Origin of the sequence: Streptomyces sp. NPDC059092, assembly GCF_042756365.1 — a bacterium.
Lineage (GTDB): Bacteria > Actinomycetota > Actinomycetes > Streptomycetales > Streptomycetaceae > Streptomyces.
Genome location: NZ_JBHZEJ010000052.1, coordinates 1 through 22,842, shown reverse-complemented (window position 1 = coordinate 22,842; position 22,842 = coordinate 1). Strand labels below are relative to the sequence as shown.

Below are 22,842 nucleotides of genomic sequence, written 5' to 3'. Positions count from 1 at the left end.
TTGCGTCCGCCGTGTTCAGCGCCCGGCGTCCAGGAAGCGCCGGAGTGAGTCGGCCATACCGGTGACGAAGGCGTCGCGGGCCCGGTCTCCGGCGAGGTCGAGGGACAGGTACGGGTTCAGGTCCTCCAGCTCGACCAGGAGAAGACCGCCGTCCTGGGTGCGGCAGGCGTCGACGCGCTGGATGCCGTGGTCGAGGGTGTTCCAGTCGATGAAGCTCCGGGCGAAGACCAGATCGGCTTCCGTGGGTGTGTAGGGCTCAAGGGCCCAGCGCCGCTCGGGGGCGGGGGCGTGAAGGGCGTACTGGAAGGCGTCGTCGATGTAGTAGAAGGACACCTCGTAGCGGAAGTCGACGCGCGGCTGGACCAGAAGGTCGCCGTAGGCGAGACCGTCCAGCTCGCCCCGGGACACGAAGCTGAGCCCGATGGAGTCGGCTCCCGCCTTCGGTTTGACCGCGTACTGCTCGGCGGTGGGCAGCAGGCCCAGGTCGTGGCGCCGGTCGACGGTCGGGATGACCGGGTAGCCCGCCATGGTCAGGTCCAGCAGATACTGCTTGCCCGCCATGTCGGCCCGGCCGCTCAGCGGGTTGTAGATCCGGGCCCCCTGCGCCACGGCCTGCGCCCGGAAGGCGTCGTACTCGCGCAGGTGGTGCAGCACCGGTCCGGTGTTGCGGACGACCGCCGCGTCGAAGCGGTCCAGCAGAGCCGCCGCGTCCAGCGGATGGCACACGGCGATGTCGAAGTCCGCGCGAAGCCGCGAGGTCAGGAAGACGTCCTCGTCGCAGTAGCGGGGCCGCCCCGCGGCCTGGTAGCCGAGATCGGTCACGTACAAGAGGCTGGAGCGTTCGGACACGGTCCTCTCCTCTGCCGGCGAGCACCCATCCTGTCAGATGAGCTGCCCGCGCTCCGGGCGCCGACGATGCCGCGGTGATGGCACGCCAACCGGCGCACCTCCCCAGGGAGTGAGGCAATCGGTGCGCCGAAGCGTTGCGTCCGCTACGACAACCCTGCTGGAACGCGTGGCGGCGCTGAACAGGGAGGGAAATCAGAACCCGGAGTGGAAGCACTTCAAGGCGACACGCGCTCGTCGAGGCGGCGTCCGCGTATCCGCGGGGCGGGGAGCCGGAACGCGGCTGAGGCGGTCCGGCTCCCCGGGGCGCGGGCGGGGCCGAGGATCAGAGCGCGTCCAGGGCCTCTCCCGTGATGTCGACGGTGAACGGGACACCGGTCTTGAGGCGGTCGTGGTGGGTCCCCGTCAGCCCGTACGCCTTCGTCACCGGGGCCAGCTCGTAGACCCGTACGACCGGGTGTTCGTCCGCGCCCGCCATCTCCACCAGTCAGAAGTGCGGGATGCCGGCCGCCGCGTACTTCTGCGGCCTGCTCTCGTGGTCGCGAGCCTCGGAGTCGGGCGAAACCACCTCGACAGCCAACAGGACATCAGCTCCCTGGAAGCGGGTCACACTCCGGCTCGTGACGGCCTCGGCACGAACAACGGACACGTCGGGTTCCGGGCCGTTGCGGCGGCCCAGTACCACCGTCATCTCCCGGCGCACCTTCATCTCCGGTGGCGCCGTACGACGCAGGCCGGTCACCAGCATGTCGATCACAATGCTGTGGAAATCGCGCTGCGGACTCACGAAGACAAGGCTGCCGTCGATCAACTCGGTGTGAGGCGGGAGTCCCGGCAGGGTGAACAGATCGTCCACGGTGTAGCCGTCCTGCGGGGGCACAGGCCACTGGTGTGCGGCCTTGACCGGCTCGGCGGTCATGATTCCTCCCATGGACGGAATAACCGGCCCTGCTCCTCCACCGCAGCCGCGGAATCCGACTGATGTCATCACAATGAGTGACCGCTCCGGTGAGGCCGACCCCAAGGGCGGTCGCGCGGACCCGCCCCCCGCTCAGACCTTCCGGTGACCTATGAGCCGCGGCTTCGGCTCCAGGTTCTCCAGGCCGTGCCACGCCAGGTTCACCAGGTGCGCCGCCACCTCCGACTTCTTCGGGCGGCGCGCGTCCACCCACCACTGGCCCGTCAGCGCCACCATCCCGACCAGGGCCTGCGCGTACAGCGGGGCCAGCTTCGGGTCGAAGCCGCGGTTCTTGAACTCCATGCCGAGGATGTCCTCGACCTGCGTGGCGATGTCACTGATCAGCGACGCGAACGTACCCGTCGACTGGGCGACCGGGGAGTCGCGGACCAGGATGCGGAAGCCGTCCGTGTACGTCTCGATGTAGTCGAGCAGGGCGAACGCCGCCTGCTCCAGCAGCTCCCGCGGGTGGCCCGCGGTCAGGGCGCTCGTCACCATGTCGAGGAGCTGACGCATCTCGCGGTCCACGACCACCGCGTACAGCCCCTCCTTGCCGCCGAAGTGCTCGTAGACGACGGGCTTGGAGACCCCGGCCTTCGCCGCGATCTCCTCCACCGACGTCGCCTCGAAACCCTTCTCGGCGAAGACCGTACGACCGATGTCCAGAAGCTGCTCGCGCCGTTCCGCTCCGGTCATCCGGACCCGGCGGGTCCGCCGGCCCGCCGCGGTTCGGGACTTCTCCGTGCTGCCCTGCTTGCTCGTACCGCCGTCGATCGCCACGGTGCCCATCATGCCTTGGCGGGTGCGCTCTTGCGGCGGGAGTCCAGACGGGAGGCGCTCGGCCAGCGGGCCTCGCTCGCCCAGCCCAGCACCTCGAACCAGCGGATCAGCCGCGCGCTCGAATCGAGCTGCCCCCTGAGCACACCGTGCCGCGCGCTCGTCGGCTCCGCGTGGTGCAGGTTGTGCCAGGACTCACCGCAGGAGAGCACCGCCAGCCACCACACATTGCCCGAACGGTCCCGCGACTTGAAGGGCCGCTTGCCGACCGCGTGACAGATCGAGTTGATCGACCAGGTGACGTGGTGCAGCAGCGCCACCCGGACCAGCGACCCCCAGAAGAACGCCGTGAACGCACCCCACCAGGACATCGTCACCAGACCGCCCACCAGCGGCGGCACCGCCAGCGAGACGACCGTCCACATCGCGAACTGACGCGACACCGCACGGATCGCCGGATCCTTGATCAGATCCGGCGCGTACTTCTGCTGCGATGTCTGCTCCTCGTCGAACAGCCAGCCGATGTGCGCCCACCACAGCCCCTTCAGCAGCGCGGGCAGCGTCTCACCGAACCGCCACGGCGAGTGCGGGTCACCCTCCGCGTCCGAGAACTTGTGGTGCTTACGGTGGTCCGCCACCCAGCGCACCAGCGGGCCCTCCACGGCCAGCGAACCCGCCACCGCGAGCGCGATCCGCAGCGGACGCTTCGCCTTGAACGCGCCATGCGTGAAGTAGCGGTGGTAGCCGATCGTCACCCCGTGGCAGCCGATGTAGTACATCGCCACCATCAGACCCAGATCGAGCCAGCTCACACCGCCCCACGACCAGGCCAGCGGCACCGCCGCCAGCAGGGCCAGGAACGGCACCACGATGAAGAGGAGCAGCGCGAACTGCTCCAGCGAGCCCTTGCTCTCCCCGCCGACCGTGGCGGAAGGTAGCGGAGTGGACCCGGAGGGTGATGGTTGCGGGGCGTCGTTCATCACGTCAGGAGGCGTGGGCATGGGGATCCCTGGGGTGAGGAGTGAAGGGAGGGGATGAGGGGGGAGAGGGAGGTGAGGGAGCGGGCGAGGTGGGGAAGTGGGAGGTGGGAAGGGAGCGGCGGGCGTCATGCTCGGAAATCGGACAGAAGCCCGGATACAGGTGCGTAACCTACGGCAACGTAAGTATGGCAGCGCCGAACCACGAGGCAAGAGGGCTGTGGATAACGTCAGGCGAAGGCCACCTATCCTTGGACCGTCGGACAGCGCGGTCCGCAAAGTCTCCAGAAACCCTCCAGACGTGCTCAAACACTGCAAGGAGCCGCACCTGTGAGCAGTGCCGACCAGACCCCATCCGCCAGCGCGGAGCTCCGCTCAGACATCCGCCGTCTTGGTGACCTCCTGGGCGAGACCCTCGTACGGCAGGAAGGCCCGGAGCTCCTTGAGCTCGTCGAACGGGTCCGCGCCCTCACGCGCGAGAACGGCGAAGCCGCCGCCGAGCTCCTCGGGGACACCGATCTGGAAACCGCGGGCAAGCTGGTCCGCGCCTTCTCCACCTACTTCCACCTGGCCAACGTCACCGAGCAGGTCCACCGAGGCCGCGAGATGCGCGAGCGCCGCGCCGCCGAGGGCGGCCTCCTCGCCCGTACCGCGGACCGGCTCAAGGACGCCGACCCCGAACACCTGCGCGCAACCGTCAAGAATCTCAACGTACGGCCCGTCTTCACCGCACACCCCACCGAAGCCGCACGCCGCTCCGTACTCAACAAGCTCCGCCGCATCGCGGAACTCCTCGAAGCCCCCGCCCTCGCCTCCGACCGGCGCCGCCACGATCTGCGGCTCGCCGAGTCCATCGACCTGATCTGGCAGACGGACGAGCTGCGCGTCGTACGGCCCGAACCCGCCGACGAAGCCCGCAACGCCATTTACTACCTGGACGAACTGCACATCGGCGCCGTCGGCGACGTACTCGAAGACCTCGTCGCCGAACTGGACCGCGTCGGCGTCGAGCTGCCCCCCGGCACCCGCCCCCTCACCTTCGGCACCTGGATCGGCGGCGACCGCGACGGCAACCCCAACGTCACCCCCGAGGTCACCCGCGAAGTCCTGATCCTCCAGCACGAGCACGGCATCACCGACGCCCTCGAACTCGTCGACCACCTCCGCGGCCAGCTCTCCAACTCCATCCGCTACACCGGCGCCACCGACGAACTCCTCGACTCCCTCCAGAACGACCTCGTCCGGCTCCCCGAGATCAGCCCCCGCTACAAGCGCCTCAACGCCGAAGAGCCCTACCGCCTCAAGGCCACCTGCATCCGGCAGAAGCTCGTCAACACCCGCGAACGCCTCGCCAGGAACACCCCCCACGAGAACGGCCGCGACTACCTCGGCACCGCCGAACTCCTCGACGACCTCACCCTCATCCAGACCTCCCTGCGCGAACACCGCGGCGGCCTCTTCGCCGACGGCCGCATGGACCGCACCATCCGCACCCTCGCCGCCTTCGGCCTCCAGCTCGCCACCATGGACGTACGGGAACACGCCGACGCCCACCACCACGCACTCGGCCAGCTCTTCGACCGCCTCGGCGAGGAATCCTGGCGGTACGCCGACATGCCCCGCGACTACCGGCAGAAGCTCCTCGCCAAGGAACTCCGCTCCCGCCGCCCCCTCGCACCCACCCCGGCCCCGCTCGACGCCGCCGGCGAGAAGACCCTCGGCGTCTTCCACACCGTCCGCCAGGCATTCGAACGCTTCGGACCCGAAGTCATCGAGTCCTACATCATCTCCATGTGCCAGGGCGCCGACGACGTCTTCGCCGCCGCCGTACTCGCCCGCGAAGCCGGCCTCCTCGACCTGCACGGCGGCTGGGCCAAGATCGGCATCGTCCCGCTCCTCGAAACCACCGACGAGCTGCGCGCCGCCGACATCATCCTCGACGACATGCTCGCCGACCCCTCCTACCGACGCCTCGTCTCACTCCGCGGCGACGTCCAGGAGGTCATGCTCGGCTACTCCGACTCCTCCAAGTTCGGCGGCATCACCACCTCCCAGTGGGAGATCCACCGCGCCCAGCGCCGACTCCGCGACGTCGCCCACCGGCACGGCGTACGGCTGCGCCTCTTCCACGGCCGCGGCGGCACCGTCGGCCGCGGCGGCGGCCCCTCCCACGACGCGATCCTCGCCCAGCCCTGGGGCACCCTCGAAGGCGAGATCAAGGTCACCGAACAGGGCGAGGTCATCTCCGACAAGTACCTCATCCCCTCCCTCGCCAGGGAGAACCTGGAACTGACCGTCGCCGCCACCCTCCAGGCATCCGCCCTGCACACCGCGCCCCGCCAGTCCCACGAAGCCCTGGCCCGCTGGGACTCCGCCATGGACATCGTCTCGGACGCCGCGCACGGCGCGTACCGCACCCTCGTCGAGGACCCCGACCTCCCCGCGTACTTCTTCGCCTCCACCCCCGTCGACCAGCTCGCCGACCTCCACCTCGGCTCCCGCCCCTCCCGGCGGCCCGACTCCGGCGCCGGCCTCGACGGCCTCCGCGCCATCCCGTGGGTCTTCGGCTGGACCCAGTCACGGCAGATCGTGCCCGGCTGGTTCGGCGTCGGCTCCGGCCTCAAGGCGCTGCGCGCGGCCGGACCCGACACCGTCCTCGACGAGATGCACGAGCACTGGCACTTCTTCCGCAACTTCCTCTCGAACGTCGAGATGACGCTCGCCAAGACCGACCTGCGGATCGCCCGCCACTACGTCGACACCCTCGTCCCCGACCACCTCAAGCACGTCTACGAGGCCATCGAGGCCGAACACGCCCTCACCGTCCAGGAAGTCCTGCGCATCACCGGCGGCGAGAAGCTCCTCGACTCCAACCCGGCCCTCCAGCAGACCTTCGGCATCCGCGACGCCTACCTCGACCCGATCTCCTACCTCCAGGTCTCGCTGCTGGCCCGCCAGCGCGCCGCCGCCGAGCAGGGCGAACCGGCAGACCCACTGCTCGCCCGCGCACTGCTGCTCACGGTCAACGGCGTCGCCGCCGGACTCCGCAACACCGGCTGAGAGGCCCGGCCCGACACCCTCGGGCCCCTGACGGCATCTGCCCCCGCACCGGGATTCCGGGCGGGGGCAGACGCCGTACACACGCAGGCAGACGTAGACACGGACGCACGCGGCGGCTCAGAGCGCGAAGAACGTCGCCACCAGCAGCACCCCGCCCGCCACCGCCGCACCCCACGCCGTACGCGTCAGCCGCAGCCCGCCCCCGATCACCAGCGACGCCAGCAGCAGCGCACCACCCAGCGGCACCCACGCGTACAGCAGACCCGCCGTGCCCGTGCGCACCAGCTCCGTCGTCCCCGGCTTCACCACCACCGGGAACCGGTCACCCTTCCGTACGGCGACCGACTCCCCGATCGTCATCCGCCCCGGCTCACCACCAGGACCGTCCGCCGCGTACCGCCCCGAACACGCACCCTCCCGGCACCCGGTCACCGTCAGCGTCCCGTGCTCACGGCCCTTGGCGAGCACCACGTGCTGCGCGTCGCTCCACGACGTCCAGACACCCGCCACCAGCAGCAGCAGGACGACCGCGCCCATCGCCGCCCGATGGCCGAACGAGACGATACGGGCGGACGGCGCGGGCTTACGCTTCCCCTTGCCGGCCCCCTTCTTCCGCTTCCCAGGGCTCACAGGGCTCATAGGGCGGGATCCTTGGCCATGGGAACGCGCCCGGTCAAACCACGGGCAGGAGAAAGCCCGGCAATGCACCGGCTTGTCAGGAGTTGTACGTGCTCTGCGCGCGCTCCAGCCCGTCCATCACCAGAGCCTCCACCGCGTCCGCCGCACGGTCCACGAAGTACGCCAACTCCTTGCGCTCCACCGACGAGAAATCCTTCAGCACGAAATCCGCGACCTGCATCCGCCCCGGCGGCCGGCCGATCCCGAACCGCACCCGGTGATACTCGGGACCCATCGCCTTCGTCATCGACTTCAGCCCGTTGTGCCCGTTGTCCCCGCCGCCCAGCTTCAGCCGCAACACCCCGTAGTCGATGTCCAGCTCGTCATGGACCGCCACCACACGCGCCGTACCCACCTTGTAGAAATCCCGCAGCGCCGTCACCGGACCACCCGACAGATTCATGTACGACGCCGGCTTCGCCAGCACCACCCGCCGGCCCGCCGGACCAGGACCGCCCAGCCGGCCCTCCACCACCTGCGCCTGCGCCTTCTGCGCCCGCCGGAACGAGCCACCCATACGCTCCGCCAGCAGATCGGCCACCATGAACCCGACATTGTGCCGGTTGGCCGCATAACCGGGCCCAGGATTCCCCAGGCCCACGACCAGCCAGGGGGCATTGGCATCCGTCGTCATCCGCGCCGTCTCTCCTCGCACACTCGTACAACAGAAGGTCTCGTACAACAGAAGGTGGATACAACGAACGGGGTGGCCGGCCCGACAGGCCCGCCACCCCGTGAAAACCGTCCGGAGAACCGAGGATCAGCCCTCGGAACCCTCGGCCTCGGCGCCGTCCGCCGGCTCCTCCGCCTGCGCGGCCAGAACCTGGATGACGACCGCGTCCTCGTCCGTCACCAGCGTCGTACCCGACGGCAGCGGGACATCCTTCGCCAGGATCGACGCACCGGCGTCCAGACCCGCGATGGAGACCGTGACGGACTCCGGGATGTGCGTGGCCTCGGCCTCGACGGTCAGCGTGTTCAGAACGTTCTCCAGCAGGTTCGCACCCGGCGCCAGGTCACCCTCGGTGTGCACCGCGACCTCCACGGTGACCTTCTCGCCGCGCTTCACCGCGAGCAGGTCCACGTGCTCGATGTGACCCCTGATCGCGTTGCGCTGCACAGCCTTCGGGATGACCAGCTCGTTGCGGCCCTCGATGTCCAGGCTGATCAGCGCGTTCGCCGTCTTCAGCGCCATCATCAGGTCGTGACCCGGCAGCGTCACGTGCACGGTGTCCGCACCGTGGCCGTAAACGACCGCGGGGACCTTACCGGCGACGCGCGTACGGCGGGCCACACCCTTGCCGAACTCGGTACGGATCTCGGCACTGATCTTCACTTCAGCCATGGCTGACGCACTCCTCGTAAGTTGACGCGGGACAACCCCGGTAACGGGGACAGGAAAACGGCCGTCACCCGGCCACAACGGGCCTGCTACGAAGAGCGCGTCGATAACGGACCAGCCGCACACAAGTGCGGCCTCCCTCGCCGAGCAACTCCATGAGTCTACCCGGCGGGGAGGCCGCCCCAGAAATCGATCTTTCGACAGCTACTCGTCACGAGCCCGCTGGTCACACGTACTACGCGGTCATGCTCGCCGCACGACCGCCCGCCACGCGGTTACGCCTGCTCCTCGAAGAGGCTCGTCACCGAACCGTCCTCGAACACCTCACGCACCGCCCGCGCGATCGTCGGCGCGATCGACAACACCGTGATCTTGTCCAGATCCAGATTGCCCGGATCCGGCAGCGAATTCGTGAACACGAACTCGCTCACCTTCGAATTCTTCAACCGGTCCGCCGCCGGACCCGACAGCACACCGTGCGTCGCCGTGACTATCACGTCCTCCGCACCATGCGCGAACAGCGCGTCCGCCGCCGCACAGATCGTGCCACCGGTGTCGATCATGTCGTCCACCAGCACACACACCCGGCCCGACACATTGCCGACGACCTCGTGCACCGTCACCTGGTTCGCGACATCCTTGTCCCGCCGCTTGTGCACGATCGCCAACGGCGCACCCAGCCGGTCGCACCAGCGGTCCGCCACCCGCACCCGACCCGCGTCCGGGGAGACCACCGTCAACTTCGACCGGTCCACCTTCGCCGCCACATAATCCGCCAGCACCGGCAGCGCGAACAGATGATCCACCGGACCGTCGAAGAAGCCCTGAATCTGATCCGTGTGCAGATCCACCGTCAGGATCCGGTGCGCACCCGCCGTCTTCATCAGGTCCGCCACCAGCCGCGCCGAGATCGGCTCCCGCCCACGGTGCTTCTTGTCCTGGCGCGCATAACCGTAGAACGGCACGATCACCGTGATGCTCCGTGCCGACGCCCGCTTCAGAGCGTCGATCATGATGAGCTGCTCCATGATCCACTTATTGATCGGAGCGGTATGGCTCTGGATCAGGTAACAGTCCGCGCCACGGGCCGACTCCTGATAGCGGACATAGATCTCACCATTGGCGAAATCGAAAGCCTTGGTCGGCACGATCCCGACACCGAGTTGTTGCGCGACCTCCTCGGCCAGCTCGGGGTGGGCGCGGCCGGAGAAGAGCATCAGCTTCTTCTCGCCGGTCGTCTTGATCCCGGTCACAGCACTGTCTCCTCAGACGTGTTGATGGCCGCCGAGCCCGCGCGTCCCTGCGAGGCGTCCCTGCGAGCCAGCCGAATCGTGCAGATGTGCAGTTATCACGGTACGCCGTGATCGGTGCGCCCTTTTCCGGTCAGCTTTCCGCCGCGACGCCCCCGGACGCCGACGCCGCCGCCTGCGCGGCAGCACTCCCCGGACGCTTCCGCGCCACCCAACCCTCGATATTCCGCTGCTGGCCACGGGCCACGGCCAACGAACCCGCCGGTACATCCTTCGTGATCACCGAGCCGGCGGCGGTGTAGGCACCGTCCCCGACCGTGACCGGCGCCACAAACATGTTGTCCGAACCCGTCTTGCAGTGTGAACCGACCGTCGTGTGGTGCTTCGCCTCACCGTCGTAGTTCACGAACACACTCGCCGCACCGATGTTCGTGTACTCACCGATCGTCGCGTCCCCCACGTACGACAGATGCGGCACCTTCGTACCCTCACCGATCGTCGCGTTCTTCATCTCCACATACGTACCCGCCTTCGCGCGCGCACCCAGCCGCGTACCCGGCCGCAGATAGGCGTACGGACCCACCATCGCGCCCTCACCCACCTCGGCCCCGTCCGCCACCGTGTTGTCCACCCGCGCCCCCGCACCCACGACCGTGTCCCTCAGCCGCGAGTTCGGACCCACCTCCGCACCCTCCGCCAGATGCGTCGAACCCAGGAGCTGCGTCCCCGGATGCACCACCGCGTCCTGCTCGAACGTCACCGTCACATCCACCGACACCGACGCCGGATCCACCACCGTCACCCCGGCCAGCATCGCCCGCACCAACAGCCGCTCGTTCAGCAGCCGGCGCGCCTCCGCGAGCTGCACCCGGTTGTTGATCCCCAGGATCTCCCGGTGGTCACCGGCGACCGACGCCCCGACCCGGTGGCCCGCCTCACGCAGGATGCCCAGCACATCCGTCAGGTACTCCTCACCCTGACTGTTGTCCGTACGCACCTTGCCCAGCGCGTCCGCGAGCAACTGCCCGTCGAACGCGAACACCCCCGAATTGATCTCCCGGATCGCCCGCTGGGTGTCCGTCGCGTCCTTGTGCTCGACGATCGCCGTGACCGCGCCGCTCGCCCCGTCCCGCACGATCCGCCCGTACCCGGTCGCGTCCGGCACCTCGGCGGTCAGCACCGTCACCGCGTTGCCGTCGGCGGCATGGGCGGCGGCGAGCGCGTTCAGCGTCTCCCCGGAGAGCAGCGGGGTGTCGCCGCAGACGACGACCACGGTCCCGTGCGGCGTGCTCCCCAGCTCCTGGAGCGCCATCCGCACGGCGTGCCCGGTACCGAGCTGGGTGGCCTGGTAGGCGGTGCGCACGCCCTCGTACGCTGCGGAGAGGTGGCCCTCGACCTGCGCGCGGGCGTGGCCGACGACCACGACGAGCTGCTGCGGTTCGAGCTCTTGCGCGGCGGACACGACATGTCCGACGAGCGAGCGCCCGCAGACCTCGTGCAGGACCTTGGGAGTCTTCGACTTCATGCGGGTACCTTCACCCGCTGCGAGGACGATGACGGCTGCCGGGCGGTTGGCGCTCACGGGGATGCCCTTCGGCTTCGGGTGATGGTCAATCGCAGGATACCGGGGGGTAGCGGGGCGTAAACGAGGACGGGTCCCGACCGGTGAGGTCGGGACCCGTCCTGGACGCTCCCCCATCAGGACTCGAACCTGAACAGGCGCAGTCAAAGTGCGCAGTGCTGCCGATTACACCATGGGGGATGGCAGGCCACCGCGAACCGGGCATTTGGCTATTCGGTGAGGGTGGCCGCTCCTACTATGCCGTACCACCAGCCCTCGATGCGACGGTAAAGCTCTGCGCTTTCAGAGACCCGGATGACCAGGCAGCCCCGATATGTCTCGCCCACGTTCTTTCGCACGGTCTTCGGGTTGTGCTTCTTCAGAGTCGTCATCCGGAAGACAACTGCGTCAACGCGGACCTGATCCGCCCAGTACCGTTCGGCTTCCTGTACGTCGGCGGACTCGTGGATCATGACTCGGTAACTCAGTCGCTCGCTCCCCACTCCGATCAGCTTGAGCCAGGCGAGGTAGAGCTGGATCACGCCTGCGTCACTGTTGACGAATATGACGCTTTCGCGACGTGCGTACGGCTTGTCCTTCGTGCCTTCGGCCCAGTACAGGGCGACCCCGGCGAAAAGGAGCTCCCGGTCGCTCAGAGTGCCGATCTCGCGTGTCGCGGCAGCCTTCGTCTCCTGACGGGCTTCGTCGCGAATGGCCAGCTCGTGATCCCATCGCTTGCGGGCCGCCAGCTTCGCCTGTTCCTTCGCGTCACGCCGGTCCGGCTTCGGCAGGTCCCGTACCCACAGGGAGATCGAGCTCTTCGAGCAGCCCAGCTCAATCTGGATCTGGTCGTACGTGAGCCCCTTCAGGCGCAGCTCGCGTGCCTGGTCGCGTAAGTCGTCCTTGGCGTTCGGGCGCTTGGTCCACTCCGGGGGCGGTTCGCCCTCCAGCAGGCGGTTGAGGAGGTCGTTGTTGTCGATGTGGACGCGGTCGCGGATCTGGCGGCGGCTGAGCCCTTCCCTTCGTAGCGCTACCACCTGGGCCCGAAGTCCTTCGAAGTCGGCGTATTTGCCGGGAAGTGTCGTCATGCGTCGTATCGTCCTGCGGAACGCGAGCCTCCGGCTCGAATGTGCGGGCGATTCACCAGTTCGAGTGATCGACTTGTGTCCCTGGTGAGTCATGTCGTGATTCGTGGTCTCAAGGTCGCCGGATATTGGGGTGCGGGCCCCCTTAGGCTGGGAGACATGACCACAACGGGGGCACACCGGGACTCTGCGGGCATGGCTGCTCGTGGGTACTGGTGGTGGGAGCGGCGGCGGAGTGTCGTACTGGATGTGGGGCTGGCGATCGTGTCGGCCCTGGAGTGCGGGTTGCAGGGGGCGCAGTTCGCGGAGACCGCGGTGCTGCCCGTGCCCGTGGGGGTGCTGTTCGGGCTGATCGCCGGGTCGATGCTGCTGGTGCGGCGGCGGTGGCCGTTCGCGGTGGTGCTGGTGTCGATCGCCGTCACTCCGGCGGAGATGGGCTACCTGATGGGCCTGGTCGGGCTGTACACGCTCGCCGCGTCCGAGGCGCCGCGCCGGATCATCGGGGCGCTGGCCGGGATGTCGTTCGCCGGGACGCTGATCGTGACGGCCGTGCGGATGACGCGGAACGTGGTGGACGCGGGCATCGACTCGGCGCGCTGGTACGTCCCCCTCGTCGCGGTGCTGATGTCGGTCGGGCTGACGGCGCCGCCGCTGCTGCTCGGGTTGTACGTGGGGGCCAGGCGGCGGCTGATGGAGAGCCTGCGGGAGCGGGCGGACAGCCTGGAGCAGGAGTTGTCGCTGCTGGCCGACCGGGCGGAGCAGCGGGCGGAGTGGGCGCGTACGGAGGAGCGGACGCGGATCGCGCGGGAGATGCACGACGTGGTGGCGCACCGGGTGAGTCTGATGGTGGTGCACGCGGCGGCGTTGCAGGCGGTGGCGTTGAAGGATCCGCAGAAGGCGGTGAAGAACGCGGCTCTGGTCGGGGACATGGGCCGGCAGGCGTTGACGGAGTTGCGGGAGATGTTGGGGGTGTTGCGGGCGGGGGAGCCGGTGGCGGCGCGGCAGGCGGGCGGGGTGGTGGGGGCGGCGTCGGTGGTGCCGTTGGCGTCGGTGGGGCTGGCGGCGGCCGCGGCGGCTGCGGCGGCGGCCGAGGACGGCCCGGGGATGGAGGACATCGAGGCTCTGGTGGGTGAGTCCCGGGATACGGGGATGGTGGTGGAGCTGATGGTGCAGGGGGAGTCGCGGCCGTATGCGCGGGAGGTGGAGCAGACCGCGTACCGGGTGGTGCAGGAGGCGTTGACGAATGTGCTGAAGCATGCGGCGGGGGCGAAGGTGATGGTGCGGCTGGCGCATCGGGAGGCGGAGGTGGCGATGCAGGTGGAGAACGGGCCTTCGGACGGTGGTGCGCAGGACGCGGGGTTGCCGAGTGGGGGGAATGGGTTGGTGGGGATGCGGGAGCGGGTGACGGCGCTGGGTGGGGTGTTCGTGTCGGGGGAGACGGACGCGGGGGGTTTCCGGGTGTCGGCGGTGTTGCCGGATCAGCGGGGTGCCGCTGCGTGAGTTTGGGGGCTTGGGGGGCTTCGGGGGCTTGAGGGGGCTTGGGGGCTTGAGGGGGTCGGTGTGCCTTGGGTGGCTCCGTAAGTGCGTGGCTTCGTGGTACGTGGCTTCGTAGGTGGGTCGTTCCGTGGGTGTGTCGTTCTGTGTGGGCCGTCAGTCGGCCAGTACCGCGGGGCGTACGGCCTTCGGCCCGAAGCGGTGGCGGCCACGGTCGGCGGCGGCTTCGATCGCGTGGGCGCGGGCGTCTTCCGGGTCCAGGGAGAGCTGTCGGGAGGCGGCGGTGGCTGTCAGCAGGTCGTCGGCGCGGAGTGCGAAGCCGCGGACCCGGGCGCGCTGCAGTCCGAGGACGGTCAGGAGGCCGAGGGCGGCGGTGACGAGGGTGGGGGAGTGGTCGGTGGGTTCCGGGAGTGCGCGGGTGCGTGTGGTGGAGCTGCGGTCGGCGTAGCGCACGGTGAGGGTGAGGCGGCCGGTGACTTGCTTCTCCCCGCGCAGGCGTTGACCGGTCCGGTCGGCGAGTCCGAGGACGGCCCGGTGGTGCTGGGTCGGGTCGAGGCAGTCCCGGTCGAGGACGAGGTCGGTGGTCAGGTGTGCCGCCGGTTCCCCGGGGACGAACGGGCGGGGGTCGTGGCCGCGGGTACGTTCGGCGAGCAGCCGTGCCTGACCGGCGCCGAGGAGGCGTTGCAGGGTCGTCGGGGAGAGTGCGGCGGCCTGGCCGATGGTGTGTACGCCGTAGGCGGCGAGTGTTGCCGCTGTGGTGCGGCCGGTTCCGGGCAGTGCGGTGAGTGGGCGGGGGGCGAGCCAGCCGGCGGCGTGTTCGGCGGGGACCCAGGTGGTGTCTCCGGGCGCGGAGGTGTCCGCCGCCATGGCGGCCAGCATGTGGTTGCCGGCGAGGCCGGCGCTGCTGTCGATGCCGTAGAGGGCCTTCAGTCTGAGTTTCGCCAGTTGGACGACGTCGTACGGGGGCAGGCCGAAGTACCGGAGCGCCGAGGTGAGGTCGAGCTGGACGGCGGTGGGCGGGACGGCCCGGACGTGGGGGGTGATGCCGGTCAGGAGGTCGAGCGCGTCCGCGTACCGCTCCTCGTCCGGTACGCCGTGCAGGTGGAGGTGGGCGATGTGCCGTCGGCGTGTGGTCATCCCGCGCTCCCCGGGCTCGTGTAGCCGAGTTTCTTCAGGTCGGCTGTGCGGCTGCCGGCCGGCAGCAGGTCGGCGTACGGGTGCAGGCGGGCGCCGGTGGTGCCGTCGGCCAGGGTGCGTCGTGGCTGTGCGGGGGTGGGGTGCGGGTGGTCGGCGCCGAGGAGGGCGAGGGCGGCCTCGGGGCCGTGGTCGCGGCGGGTGGCGGCGATCAGGTCCAGGTCCCAGGCCATGGTGCCGACGATGGTGCGGCGGGTGCCGCGTACCTGGACCGTGCCGCGGACCAGCAGCAGTCCGCTGTGGAAGACGGTGTGGGCGCAGGCTGGGTGGGAGTCTTCGAAGAAGGCCAGGTCGACGAGGCCCGAGCCGTCTTCCAGGGTGACGAAGATGATGCGTTTGCCGCTGGCGATCGGCGGGGTCTGGGTGGCGGCCCGTACTCCGGCGACGAGGACCGGCCGGCCGGCGGGCGCGTCGGCCAGGTGGGCCGCGTCGGTGGCGCCGATCTCTCGTAGCAGCCGGTGGTGGTGGACCATCAGGTGCTGGGAGACGTCGATGCCGAGGGTGTTCAGTTCGGCGCTCAGGGCTTCGCGTCCGGTCATTTCCGGCAGGCCGCTCGGTTCCGCTCCGCCGACGGCGTCGGTGCCGAGGGGGAGCTGGCCCTTGCCCGCGGTGCGGGTGCGGGAGGCCCGGTGGAGTTCGGTGATCTGCAGCAGCAGGTCGCGCCGGGTGAGGTGGCCGTCGTGGAGGGAGGTGAGGGCGCCGATCTCCGCGAGGCGTTCGGCGACCGGTCTGCTGGGCCGGGCCCGCTGCCAGAAGTCCGACAGTGATCCGTAGGGGCGGCCCTCCTCGATCCGTGTGGTCTCCTCTTCGCTGATGCCGTGGACCGCGGAGAGGGCGAGCCGTACGCCCCACCGGTCGCCGTCGGCCCGTTCCACGGTGTACCGGGCTGTGGAACGGTTGACGTCGACGGGCAGGACGGGGACGCCGCGTCGGCGGGCGTCGGCGACGATGACGCGTACCGGCCACATGCCGGGGTCGTGTTCGAGGAGGCCGGCCAGGAGGAACGCCGGGTGGTGGGCTTTCAGCCAGGCGCTCTGCAGGGCCGGTACGGCGAAGGCGACCGCGTGGGCGCGGCAGAATCCGTAGGCGCCGAAGGCCTCGACGGTCTTCCATACGTTGTCCCGGACGGTGGCGTCGTAGCCGCGGGCGGTCGCCCGGTCGTGGAACCAGGTCTTGATGCTGGGCAGCCGGTCCTTGTCGCCGAGGGCGCGCCGGGCCATTTCGGCCATCGCGCGGTCGCAGCCGGTGAGTACGGTCAGGGTTTCGATGATCTGTTCGTGCCAGATGGTCACGCCGTAGGTGTCGGCGAGTACCGGTTCCAGGTCGGGGTGGGCGTACCGCGGCGGACCACCGTGGCGTGCGGCGACGTACCGCTCGGGCATGCCTCCGGCGACGGGGCCGGGCCGGAAGAGGCTGATGTCGGCGATGACGTCCTGCGGATCGCGGGGCTGGAGCCGGGAGAGGAGGTCCTGCTGGCCGGGTGATTCGAGCTGGAAGAGGCCGATGGTCTGGCTCTCCTGGATGAGTTTGAACGCGAAGGTGTCGTCGAGTGGTACTTGTTCCGGGTTGTCCAGGTCGATGTGGTCGCCGGTCGACCGTTCGATCTCGGCGACGGCGTGGGCCATGGCGGACTGCATCCGTACGCCCAGGACGTCGAGTTTGATGTTGCCGAGGGCCTCGATCTCCTCCTTGGCGGCCATCGCCATCGGGTAGTCGCCCTGGGGGGTGGGCTGTACGGGCAGCCGGTCCAGGAGCGTCGCGTCGCTGATGATCACTCCGCAGGGGTGCATGGCCATGCCGTGGACCAGGGAGTCGAGTCCTTCGGCGAGTTCCCACAGCGGTCCGTACCGGTGGGCTTCGGCGGCCAGGGGGCGCAGTTCGGGGAGTTCGGTGAGCGCGCTCGTGATGTCGGAGGCCCGCAGGTGGGGGAAGCTCTTGGCGATCCGGTCGATGTCCGCGGGGGCGATGCCGAGGGCGAGTCCGGTGTCGCGCAGGGCGCGGCGGGCCCGGTAGGTCTCGGGCATGGCGGTGACCGCGACCCGTTCGTGGCCGAACCGGGCGAAGATCGCGTCGTAGCACTCCAGCCGTCTGGCGGATTCCACGTCGATGTCGATGTCGGGGAGGGAGGCGCGGCGCACGCTGAGGAAGCGTTCGAACAGCAGCCGGTGGTCGAGGGGGTTGGCCGTGGCGATGTCCAGGGCGTGGCAGACCATCGAGCCCGCGCTGGAGCCGCGGGCCGCGACCCGGATGCCCAGCTCGCGGATGTCGGCGACGACCTGGCCGACGGCGAGGAAGTACGAGTCGTACTTCAGCGTCGAGATCACGTTCAGCTCCTCGTCCAGCCGGTCGAGTACGGCCCGGTCCCGGTCCAGGCCGCGCCGGACCAGTCCGGCCTCGCAGCGTTGGCGCAGCAGGCGGGCGGCGCCGTCCGTGGCGCCCGCGCCGTCTGTAGGGGGGCCGGCGCCGAACACGGCCGGTTCCGGGAAGTGCCGGGTGCCCAGGCCGAGGTCGGCCGCGGGGTCGACGGCGCAGGCGTCCGCCGTGGCGGCGGTGTCCGCCAGCAGCAGGGCCGCCCGCCGGGTGTCCGCCCCGGCGCACGCGGCGATCCGCTGGGCGAGGTCCGTCATGGCCGCCTCGTCCTTGAGCCAGCGCTGACCGCTGTCCAGGCTCCGCCGGTCGACGGGGCGCAGCAGCCGGGCGGCGTCCAGGACATCGGCCAGCCGGTGCTGGTCGGGGTCGGCGTAGCGGACGGCGTTGGAGAGCACGGCGGTGGTACGGGTGTGGTCGGCCAGCGCCAGGGTGCGGGCGGCGAGGCGCAGTGACCCCGGCGCGGTGCCGGGCCGGGAGTGCAGGACGGTCTCCAGCCGTACCCCGTTCCCGAAGATCTCCCGCCACGGTGCCAGCAGCCGCGCCGCGACGTCCTCCCGGCCGGCCGCGAGCGCCCGTACGGGTTCGGAGGCCGGTCCGAGCAGTGCGGTCAGGCCGGGGCCGCCGTGCTCGCGCAGCGCCTCCCATCCCACGGTCACCGGTGCCGCGCCGGCCGCGGTCCCGGCGTGCGCGGCCGAGGTGATGCGGCACAGCCGTGCCCAGCCGGCCCGGTCCTGGGCGAGCAGGACGAACCGCAGGGCGGGCTCGACGACATGGGCGCCGCCGCGCGCGGGGGTACGGCGCCGCTGTGAGGGCGGGGGTGGCGCGAGGGGGTCCACCGCGAGGTCGATGCCGAAGAGGGGGCGGATTCCGGTGGTCGCGCAGGCCTGTGCGAACCGCACGGCCCCGGTGACGGTGTCACGGTCAGTGAGCGCGAGCGCCGTCATGCCGCGCGAGGCCGCCCGCCGGACGAGGTGCTCGGGGTGGGCGGCGCCGTAGCGGGCGGAGTATCCGGACGCGACGTGCAGATGCGTGTAGCCCGCCATGGCGCACCTCCGTCACTCCACCCCGTTCAGTCATCCGATCGATGCCTGTCTCGTACTCTCGTTCGATTATTCTAGCTGCGTTGTCCCCGGTCAGCGACTTTTTTCGTACAGATGATCGAGAGCGGGTGTGTGAGGCGTGCGGGCGGCGCGGGCGTCCCTCCGTCACATCCGTGCCCCGGTGGCGGAGTTGGGCGCGACGCCGCCCCGCGCCTCGGGGTGTGGTGGCGTGCGTCACCCGCGGGGGTGTGCGGCGGTCTGTGGTGGGACCGCGCCCCGCTCGCCGACGTGACTCTCGGTGACGAGGTGAGGGTGTGGCTCAGAGGCGCTCAGAGGCGCGCGTCGGCGAGAGGCCGGGGAGCGGGCCGGGGGAGGCCAGGGGGAGGCCAAGGGAAAGGTCAGGGAGAGGTCAGAGGAAAGGTCAGGGGGAGGTCAGCCGTGCCGGTTCCAGGCCGGTGATGAGTGTTTTCAGCGCCAGGTCGATGTCCGGCCCCAGGTACCAGTCCCCGGTGTGGTCGACGCTGTAGACGCGGCCCTCGCTGTCGATGGCGAGAACGGCCTGCCCCTCGCCCTCCTCGCCGAGCGGGCTCAGCTCCGTCTCCAGCGACCGGCCGAGGTCGGCGAGGGTGCGGGCGTGGTGGAGCCCGGCGGTGGGGTCGATACGGAGGGCGGCGGGCGCGATCTGGCGGCCGGGGCCCGGGGCGGTGATGCGCAGGCCACCGAATTCGGCCCAGGCCTCGACGGCGGCCGGGAAGACGCTGAGCCGGTGGCCCGCCGGGGTGATGTGGGCGAGCAGGACGTCCGCCCACTCCTCTGCCTGCTGTATGTCCCAGCGTCCTGGCTGCCAGCCGGCGTCGCGCAGCGCGGCGTCGACGGGAACGGGGAAGCGGGTGCTGGTGTGCGGCTGCGGGTGCTGCCGCGGCTGCGGGTGGCCGGTGCGGTGGAGGTCGGGCATGGTCAGCCGTTCTCGGTGGGGTCGACGGGCCGTACGCCGAAGTGGGCGAGGAGCGCCGTACAGGAACGGCAGGGCGGGGCGTAACTTCCGTGCAGCGGGTCGCCGTCCTCGCGGATGCGGCGCGCGGTCAGCTTGGCCTGCTTGAGCGAGCGCCGTGCCTCGCCGTGGGTCAGGGGTTTTCGTCTGGCCCTCTTCGAGCGGGCGGCCTCGGCGGCGGTGAGGTGGCGGGAGAGCAGTATGGCCTCGGGGCAGCGGCCGGTGAACCGTTCGCGCTGGCCGCTGGTGAGGGTGTCGAGGAAGTCCTGCACGAGGGGGTGGAGGGCGGGCGGCTGGTCTGCCTTGCCCGCGGTGCAGGTGAGGGTTTCGCCGCGGACGGAGAGCGCGGCGGCGACGGCCGGCAGGATGCCGTCCCTGCGCTGCCGGACGGTCGGCGGGAGCTGAGCCTCGGTGGAACGCCAGCTCAGACGCGGGTCGCCGGGGGCCCGTGGGGCGACGGGGACGCCTGAGGCGTCGACCGTGCCGGTGGTGCGTGGAGCGGTGTACTCGGTGTGCTCCGTGTGCTGTGCGGTGTGCATGGTGCTGGTCCCCTCCCCTCACCGGCGGCCGGTAGCCGTCGGTGTGACTCCCCCCATGTTGCTGGGACAGCCTGCCAAATGTGACGCACTGTGGGGAAGCTGGGGACCGGATCCGCGTAGATCGGCGTGGATCGGCGTGGAGCGTGACGCGGAATCGCCGCTGCGTCACGCGGGTGTGACGGTTGGTCACCGGGCGCGGGGGGCGGTGCCGGGGCCTCGGCGGGACGGCCGCCGCTGTGGGGTGGACGTAGCTGACTGTCACCGGCCGGAAGCGGGACGGGGGTGGGATCGGGCCGGAACGGGGAGGCGCGATCGGGCCGGGGACGGGGCGTGATCGAGCCGGGGCGGGGGTGGGATCGGGCCGGAGGGGAAGGCGCGATCGGGCCGGAGGGAGGGAGCGGGATCGGGCCGGGAGCGGAGGTGGGATCGGGCCGGGGGAGGAGCGTCGCGGGCGCCTCTTGCCCCACCGCATAGGCTGTCCCGAACCAGGGCTGTGGAACCAGCCGGAAGCGCAGCAGGGGGCAACCGCCATGACGACAGGTCGGCTCGGGCAGCAAGCCGCGCCACCGAACGCGGCCTATGCCGGGCAGGTCGTGCATTTCCCGGACCCGGTCCGGGCCTCCCGGCATCCCAGAGGTGTACGGGTGGATGCCGACGGCTACCCGGATTTCGCGCCGTACGCGCGCGCGGCCGCCGAGATAGCCGAGCCCCCGGAGGGGTTCGGCGTGGACGAACTGCGGCTGACGGACTACGTGTCCGCGAACGCGGCGCTGGCCGCGGCGGGCCATGAACTGTGGGACACGATCGCGCCGGTGGCGACGCCGCACGGCTGGACCTGGCACCACGTGACGGGTTCGCGCCGGATGGAGCTGGTACCGGTCGAGGTGAAGGCGCTGCTGCGGCACCACGGCGGTCTGGCGACGACGCCGGTGGACCACGGCAAGCGCGGCACGCGTCCGCTCCAGGAGACCCGGCCGGTGCACTTCGGGCTGCCGAAGGCGTCGGTGTCGGTGAGCGAGCAGCAGGTGCTGGGCGCGGAGGAGGACCTGGGCTACCGGTTGCCGGGCGCCTACCGTTCGTTCCTGAAGGCGGCCGGCGGCTGCGCGCCGGTGGGCGCGGCGCTCGACGCGGAGCTGGGACTCCTGGTGGACCAGCCGTTCTTCACGGTGCGGGACGAGGCCGCGGTCAACGACCTGGTGTACGTCAACAAGTGCTTGCGGGACCACCTCACCAAGGACTATCTGGCGGTCGCCTTCGTGCAGGGCGGGCTGCTCGCGGTGAAGGTGCGGGGCGAGCGGGCCGGTTCGGTCTGGTTCTCCGCGTACGACGACGCCCGGGACCGGGACGGCTGGGGTGTCCAGGAGCGGGTGGAGCGGCTGCTCCTGCCGTGCGGTGACGACTTCGACGCGTTCCTGCTGCGGCTGGCGGGCAGCCCGCCGGAGCTGGAGACCGTGGCGAACCTGATGGTGGACGGCGGCTTCGCGCGCGCCGTCCCGGTGGAGGGATGAGCGCGGTGGTGACCTTCGCGCAGGCGCAGGAGCGCGCGGAAGACTGGGTGAACGGCGACGCCCCCGGCTACCAGCACCGTGAGGTGCGGGTGCAGGAGTTCGAACTCGGCTTCGTGGCATGGGCGGAGGACCGCGAGAACGGTCCGACGTCGGACGGTGGCCGGCAGCGGCTGGTGATCGCGCGGGACAGCGGTGAGGCGACGCTGTGGCCCGGGCTGCCGGTCGGTGAGGTGATACGCCGGTACGAGGAGGAGTACGGGACGCGGGGCGAGCCGCGGGCCGCCGCGGCGCCCGAGGCACCGGCGCGTATCGACCTGAACCAGACGTCGTTCCTGCTGACACCGCCGGAGTGGTTGCAGGACGCGGCGGACAAGATCGGCATTCCGGACCGCCGGACATCGTCGGACCCGCCTGCCTCGTCCGCCTCGCCTGCCGCGTCCGCGGCTTCGGGGACTTCGCCGTCTCCGGGGGCCCCGGCGGCTTCGGCGTCCGGCGGTCCCGGCGGCGGCTCGCTCGGTGGCGGCGCTCACCTCGCCGGTGGCGGCGGCTCGCTCGGCGGGGGCGCTTCCCTCGGCGGCGGTTACGGCGCCGGTTCGGCCGGGGCGCCCGGAGTGCCCGTCGCCAACGCCTCGCAGGGCAGCTCCGCCCGCCCCGCCGCGTACGAGCCCACGGCCAACGACGGTGTGCCCGCCTCGGTGCCGGGCCCGCCGCCCGGGGCGACGCCCTGGACCGGGATCGACACCAGCGAGTCGTCCGCCTCGCCGGACGACGGCTCCGTACCGCTGCCCGCGACGGTCTTCGCGCCGCCGCTCACCGGTGCCGACGACGATGACACCCCGCCGCCGAGCTCGGCCGCCGAGGCGCCGACCGCGCTGATGTCCGGCGGCAGCCAGTTGCCGCGTACGGCGATGGCGTCCGCGCTGAACGCTCCGGGGGCCGGGACTCCCGGCGCACCTGGCGCTCCGGTTTCAGGTGCTCCGGGCGTTCCCGCTCCGGGTGCGCCGGCTGCGCCCGGAGCGCCGGGAGTCCCGGGCGCGGGCTCCGGCAACGGTGACATCGCCGATGCCGCGACGAGCAAGGCCCCCGTACCGCCGCGTGGCGCGCGCGGTGCCGGCGGCGGGGCGGGCCCGCCGCCGCCCGGCGGACCCGGCGTGCCCGGCGCGCCCCCCCCC

General features: G+C 70.7%; 16 protein-coding genes, 1 tRNA gene and 2 pseudogenes. 4 read left to right on the top strand and 15 right to left on the bottom strand.

What is annotated here, in order from left to right:
• Nucleotides 1-15 precede the first annotated feature (15 nt).
• The 4 genes and pseudogenes from ACFXPL_RS26050 to ACFXPL_RS26035 all read right to left on the bottom strand — a co-directional run bounded on the left by ACFXPL_RS26050 (nt 16) and on the right by ACFXPL_RS26035 (nt 3,582).
• On the bottom strand, nt 16-849 hold the full coding sequence (locus ACFXPL_RS26050; protein WP_384924018.1) for a hypothetical protein: 834 nt from the start codon (nt 847-849) through the stop codon (nt 16-18).
• Between the two features lie 322 nt (nt 850-1,171).
• Nucleotides 1,172-1,765, bottom strand: a pseudogene (locus ACFXPL_RS26045) (Uma2 family endonuclease).
• A gap of 132 nt (nt 1,766-1,897) precedes the next feature.
• Complete coding sequence (locus tag ACFXPL_RS26040; protein ID WP_384924075.1) at nt 1,898-2,593, bottom strand: TetR family transcriptional regulator; 696 nt, start codon at nt 2,591-2,593, stop codon at nt 1,898-1,900.
• Nucleotides 2,593-3,582, bottom strand: coding sequence for an acyl-CoA desaturase (locus ACFXPL_RS26035; protein WP_384924016.1), 990 nt, complete (start codon nt 3,580-3,582; stop codon nt 2,593-2,595). Before ACFXPL_RS26035 ends, ACFXPL_RS26040 begins: the two co-directional genes overlap by 1 nt.
• Nucleotides 3,583-3,888: 306 nt before the next feature.
• Here ACFXPL_RS26035 and ppc point away from each other — a divergent pair, with 306 nt between their 5' ends.
• The gene (ppc, locus tag ACFXPL_RS26030) at nt 3,889-6,618 is read left to right on the top strand and encodes a phosphoenolpyruvate carboxylase (protein WP_384924014.1); all 2,730 of its coding nucleotides are present in this window, start codon (nt 3,889-3,891) and stop codon (nt 6,616-6,618) included.
• A gap of 117 nt (nt 6,619-6,735) precedes the next feature.
• Here ppc and ACFXPL_RS26025 read toward each other — a convergent pair whose 3' ends face one another.
• The 7 genes from ACFXPL_RS26025 to ACFXPL_RS25995 all read right to left on the bottom strand — a co-directional run bounded on the left by ACFXPL_RS26025 (nt 6,736) and on the right by ACFXPL_RS25995 (nt 12,537).
• On the bottom strand, nt 6,736-7,257 hold the full coding sequence (locus ACFXPL_RS26025; RefSeq protein ID WP_384924012.1) for a hypothetical protein: 522 nt from the start codon (nt 7,255-7,257) through the stop codon (nt 6,736-6,738).
• A 76-nt stretch (nt 7,258-7,333) separates the two neighbouring features.
• Nucleotides 7,334-7,930 (bottom strand): aminoacyl-tRNA hydrolase, encoded by a 597-nt coding sequence (gene pth, locus ACFXPL_RS26020; protein ID WP_384924010.1) that lies wholly within the window; start codon nt 7,928-7,930, stop codon nt 7,334-7,336.
• A gap of 126 nt (nt 7,931-8,056) precedes the next feature.
• Nucleotides 8,057-8,641, bottom strand: a complete 585-nt coding sequence (locus ACFXPL_RS26015; protein ID WP_384924008.1) for a 50S ribosomal protein L25/general stress protein Ctc — start codon at nt 8,639-8,641, stop codon at nt 8,057-8,059.
• 272 nt (nt 8,642-8,913) lie between these two features.
• The gene (locus ACFXPL_RS26010) at nt 8,914-9,891 is read right to left on the bottom strand and encodes a ribose-phosphate diphosphokinase (RefSeq protein ID WP_384924006.1); all 978 of its coding nucleotides are present in this window, start codon (nt 9,889-9,891) and stop codon (nt 8,914-8,916) included.
• Between the two features lie 130 nt (nt 9,892-10,021).
• Nucleotides 10,022-11,470 (bottom strand): bifunctional UDP-N-acetylglucosamine diphosphorylase/glucosamine-1-phosphate N-acetyltransferase GlmU, encoded by a 1,449-nt coding sequence (gene glmU, locus ACFXPL_RS26005; RefSeq protein WP_384924004.1) that lies wholly within the window; start codon nt 11,468-11,470, stop codon nt 10,022-10,024.
• Nucleotides 11,471-11,578: 108 nt separating this feature from the next.
• Nucleotides 11,579-11,650 (bottom strand) — tRNA-Gln (locus ACFXPL_RS26000).
• Between the two features lie 29 nt (nt 11,651-11,679).
• Complete coding sequence (locus ACFXPL_RS25995) at nt 11,680-12,537, bottom strand: hypothetical protein (protein WP_384924002.1); 858 nt, start codon at nt 12,535-12,537, stop codon at nt 11,680-11,682.
• A 156-nt stretch (nt 12,538-12,693) separates the two neighbouring features.
• On the opposite strand from ACFXPL_RS25995, the gene ACFXPL_RS25990 reads away from it, so the two are divergent.
• Nucleotides 12,694-14,034 (top strand): sensor histidine kinase, encoded by a 1,341-nt coding sequence (locus tag ACFXPL_RS25990; protein WP_384924000.1) that lies wholly within the window; start codon nt 12,694-12,696, stop codon nt 14,032-14,034.
• A gap of 150 nt (nt 14,035-14,184) precedes the next feature.
• Here the strand turns inward: ACFXPL_RS25990 and ACFXPL_RS25985 are convergent, their stop codons facing one another.
• From ACFXPL_RS25985 to ACFXPL_RS25970, 4 genes are all read right to left on the bottom strand, one after another.
• Nucleotides 14,185-15,165 carry an ImpB/MucB/SamB family protein gene (locus ACFXPL_RS25985; protein WP_384923999.1) on the bottom strand — a complete coding sequence of 327 codons (981 nt, stop codon included), beginning with the start codon at nt 15,163-15,165 and terminating at the stop codon, nt 14,185-14,187.
• Nucleotides 15,162-18,635 carry a DNA polymerase III subunit alpha gene (locus ACFXPL_RS25980; protein WP_384923998.1) on the bottom strand — a complete coding sequence of 1,158 codons (3,474 nt, stop codon included), beginning with the start codon at nt 18,633-18,635 and terminating at the stop codon, nt 15,162-15,164. The genes ACFXPL_RS25985 and ACFXPL_RS25980 overlap by 4 nt, the downstream gene beginning before the upstream one ends.
• A gap of 418 nt (nt 18,636-19,053) precedes the next feature.
• Nucleotides 19,054-19,587: an SUKH-3 domain-containing protein gene (locus tag ACFXPL_RS25975; RefSeq protein ID WP_384923996.1), complete on the bottom strand. Its 534-nt coding sequence runs from the start codon at nt 19,585-19,587 to the stop codon at nt 19,054-19,056.
• A gap of 2 nt (nt 19,588-19,589) precedes the next feature.
• Nucleotides 19,590-20,162 carry a YwqJ-related putative deaminase gene (locus ACFXPL_RS25970; protein ID WP_384923994.1) on the bottom strand — a complete coding sequence of 191 codons (573 nt, stop codon included), beginning with the start codon at nt 20,160-20,162 and terminating at the stop codon, nt 19,590-19,592.
• A 530-nt stretch (nt 20,163-20,692) separates the two neighbouring features.
• Between ACFXPL_RS25970 and ACFXPL_RS25965 the strand changes: the two genes are divergently transcribed.
• Nucleotides 20,693-21,670 carry an SMI1/KNR4 family protein gene (locus ACFXPL_RS25965; RefSeq protein ID WP_384923992.1) on the top strand — a complete coding sequence of 326 codons (978 nt, stop codon included), beginning with the start codon at nt 20,693-20,695 and terminating at the stop codon, nt 21,668-21,670.
• Nucleotides 21,667-22,842 (top strand): annotated as a pseudogene (locus ACFXPL_RS25960) (hypothetical protein); the annotation flags it as partial. The gene ACFXPL_RS25965 and the pseudogene ACFXPL_RS25960, both read left to right, overlap by 4 nt.

Excerpts from the sequence above, each read along its gene's own strand:
- ACFXPL_RS26035 (WP_384924016.1), bottom strand. The coding sequence starts at position 3,582 with ATGCCCACGCCTCCTGACGTGATGAACGACGCCCCGCAACCATCACCC.
- ACFXPL_RS26040 (WP_384924075.1), bottom strand. The coding sequence starts at position 2,593 with ATGGGCACCGTGGCGATCGACGGCGGTACGAGCAAGCAGGGCAGCACG.
- ACFXPL_RS25980 (WP_384923998.1), bottom strand. The coding sequence starts at position 18,635 with ATGGCGGGCTACACGCATCTGCACGTCGCGTCCGGATACTCCGCCCGC.
- ACFXPL_RS25985 (WP_384923999.1), bottom strand. The coding sequence starts at position 15,165 with ATGACCACACGCCGACGGCACATCGCCCACCTCCACCTGCACGGCGTA.
- ACFXPL_RS25965 (WP_384923992.1), top strand. The coding sequence starts at position 20,693 with ATGACGACAGGTCGGCTCGGGCAGCAAGCCGCGCCACCGAACGCGGCC.
- ACFXPL_RS26025 (WP_384924012.1), bottom strand. The coding sequence starts at position 7,257 with ATGAGCCCTGTGAGCCCTGGGAAGCGGAAGAAGGGGGCCGGCAAGGGG.
- ACFXPL_RS25970 (WP_384923994.1), bottom strand. The coding sequence starts at position 20,162 with ATGCACACCGCACAGCACACGGAGCACACCGAGTACACCGCTCCACGC.
- ACFXPL_RS26015 (WP_384924008.1), bottom strand. The coding sequence starts at position 8,641 with ATGGCTGAAGTGAAGATCAGTGCCGAGATCCGTACCGAGTTCGGCAAG.
- pth (WP_384924010.1), bottom strand. The coding sequence starts at position 7,930 with ATGACGACGGATGCCAATGCCCCCTGGCTGGTCGTGGGCCTGGGGAAT.
- ACFXPL_RS25995 (WP_384924002.1), bottom strand. The coding sequence starts at position 12,537 with ATGACGACACTTCCCGGCAAATACGCCGACTTCGAAGGACTTCGGGCC.
- ACFXPL_RS25990 (WP_384924000.1), top strand. The coding sequence starts at position 12,694 with ATGACCACAACGGGGGCACACCGGGACTCTGCGGGCATGGCTGCTCGT.
- ACFXPL_RS25975 (WP_384923996.1), bottom strand. The coding sequence starts at position 19,587 with ATGCCCGACCTCCACCGCACCGGCCACCCGCAGCCGCGGCAGCACCCG.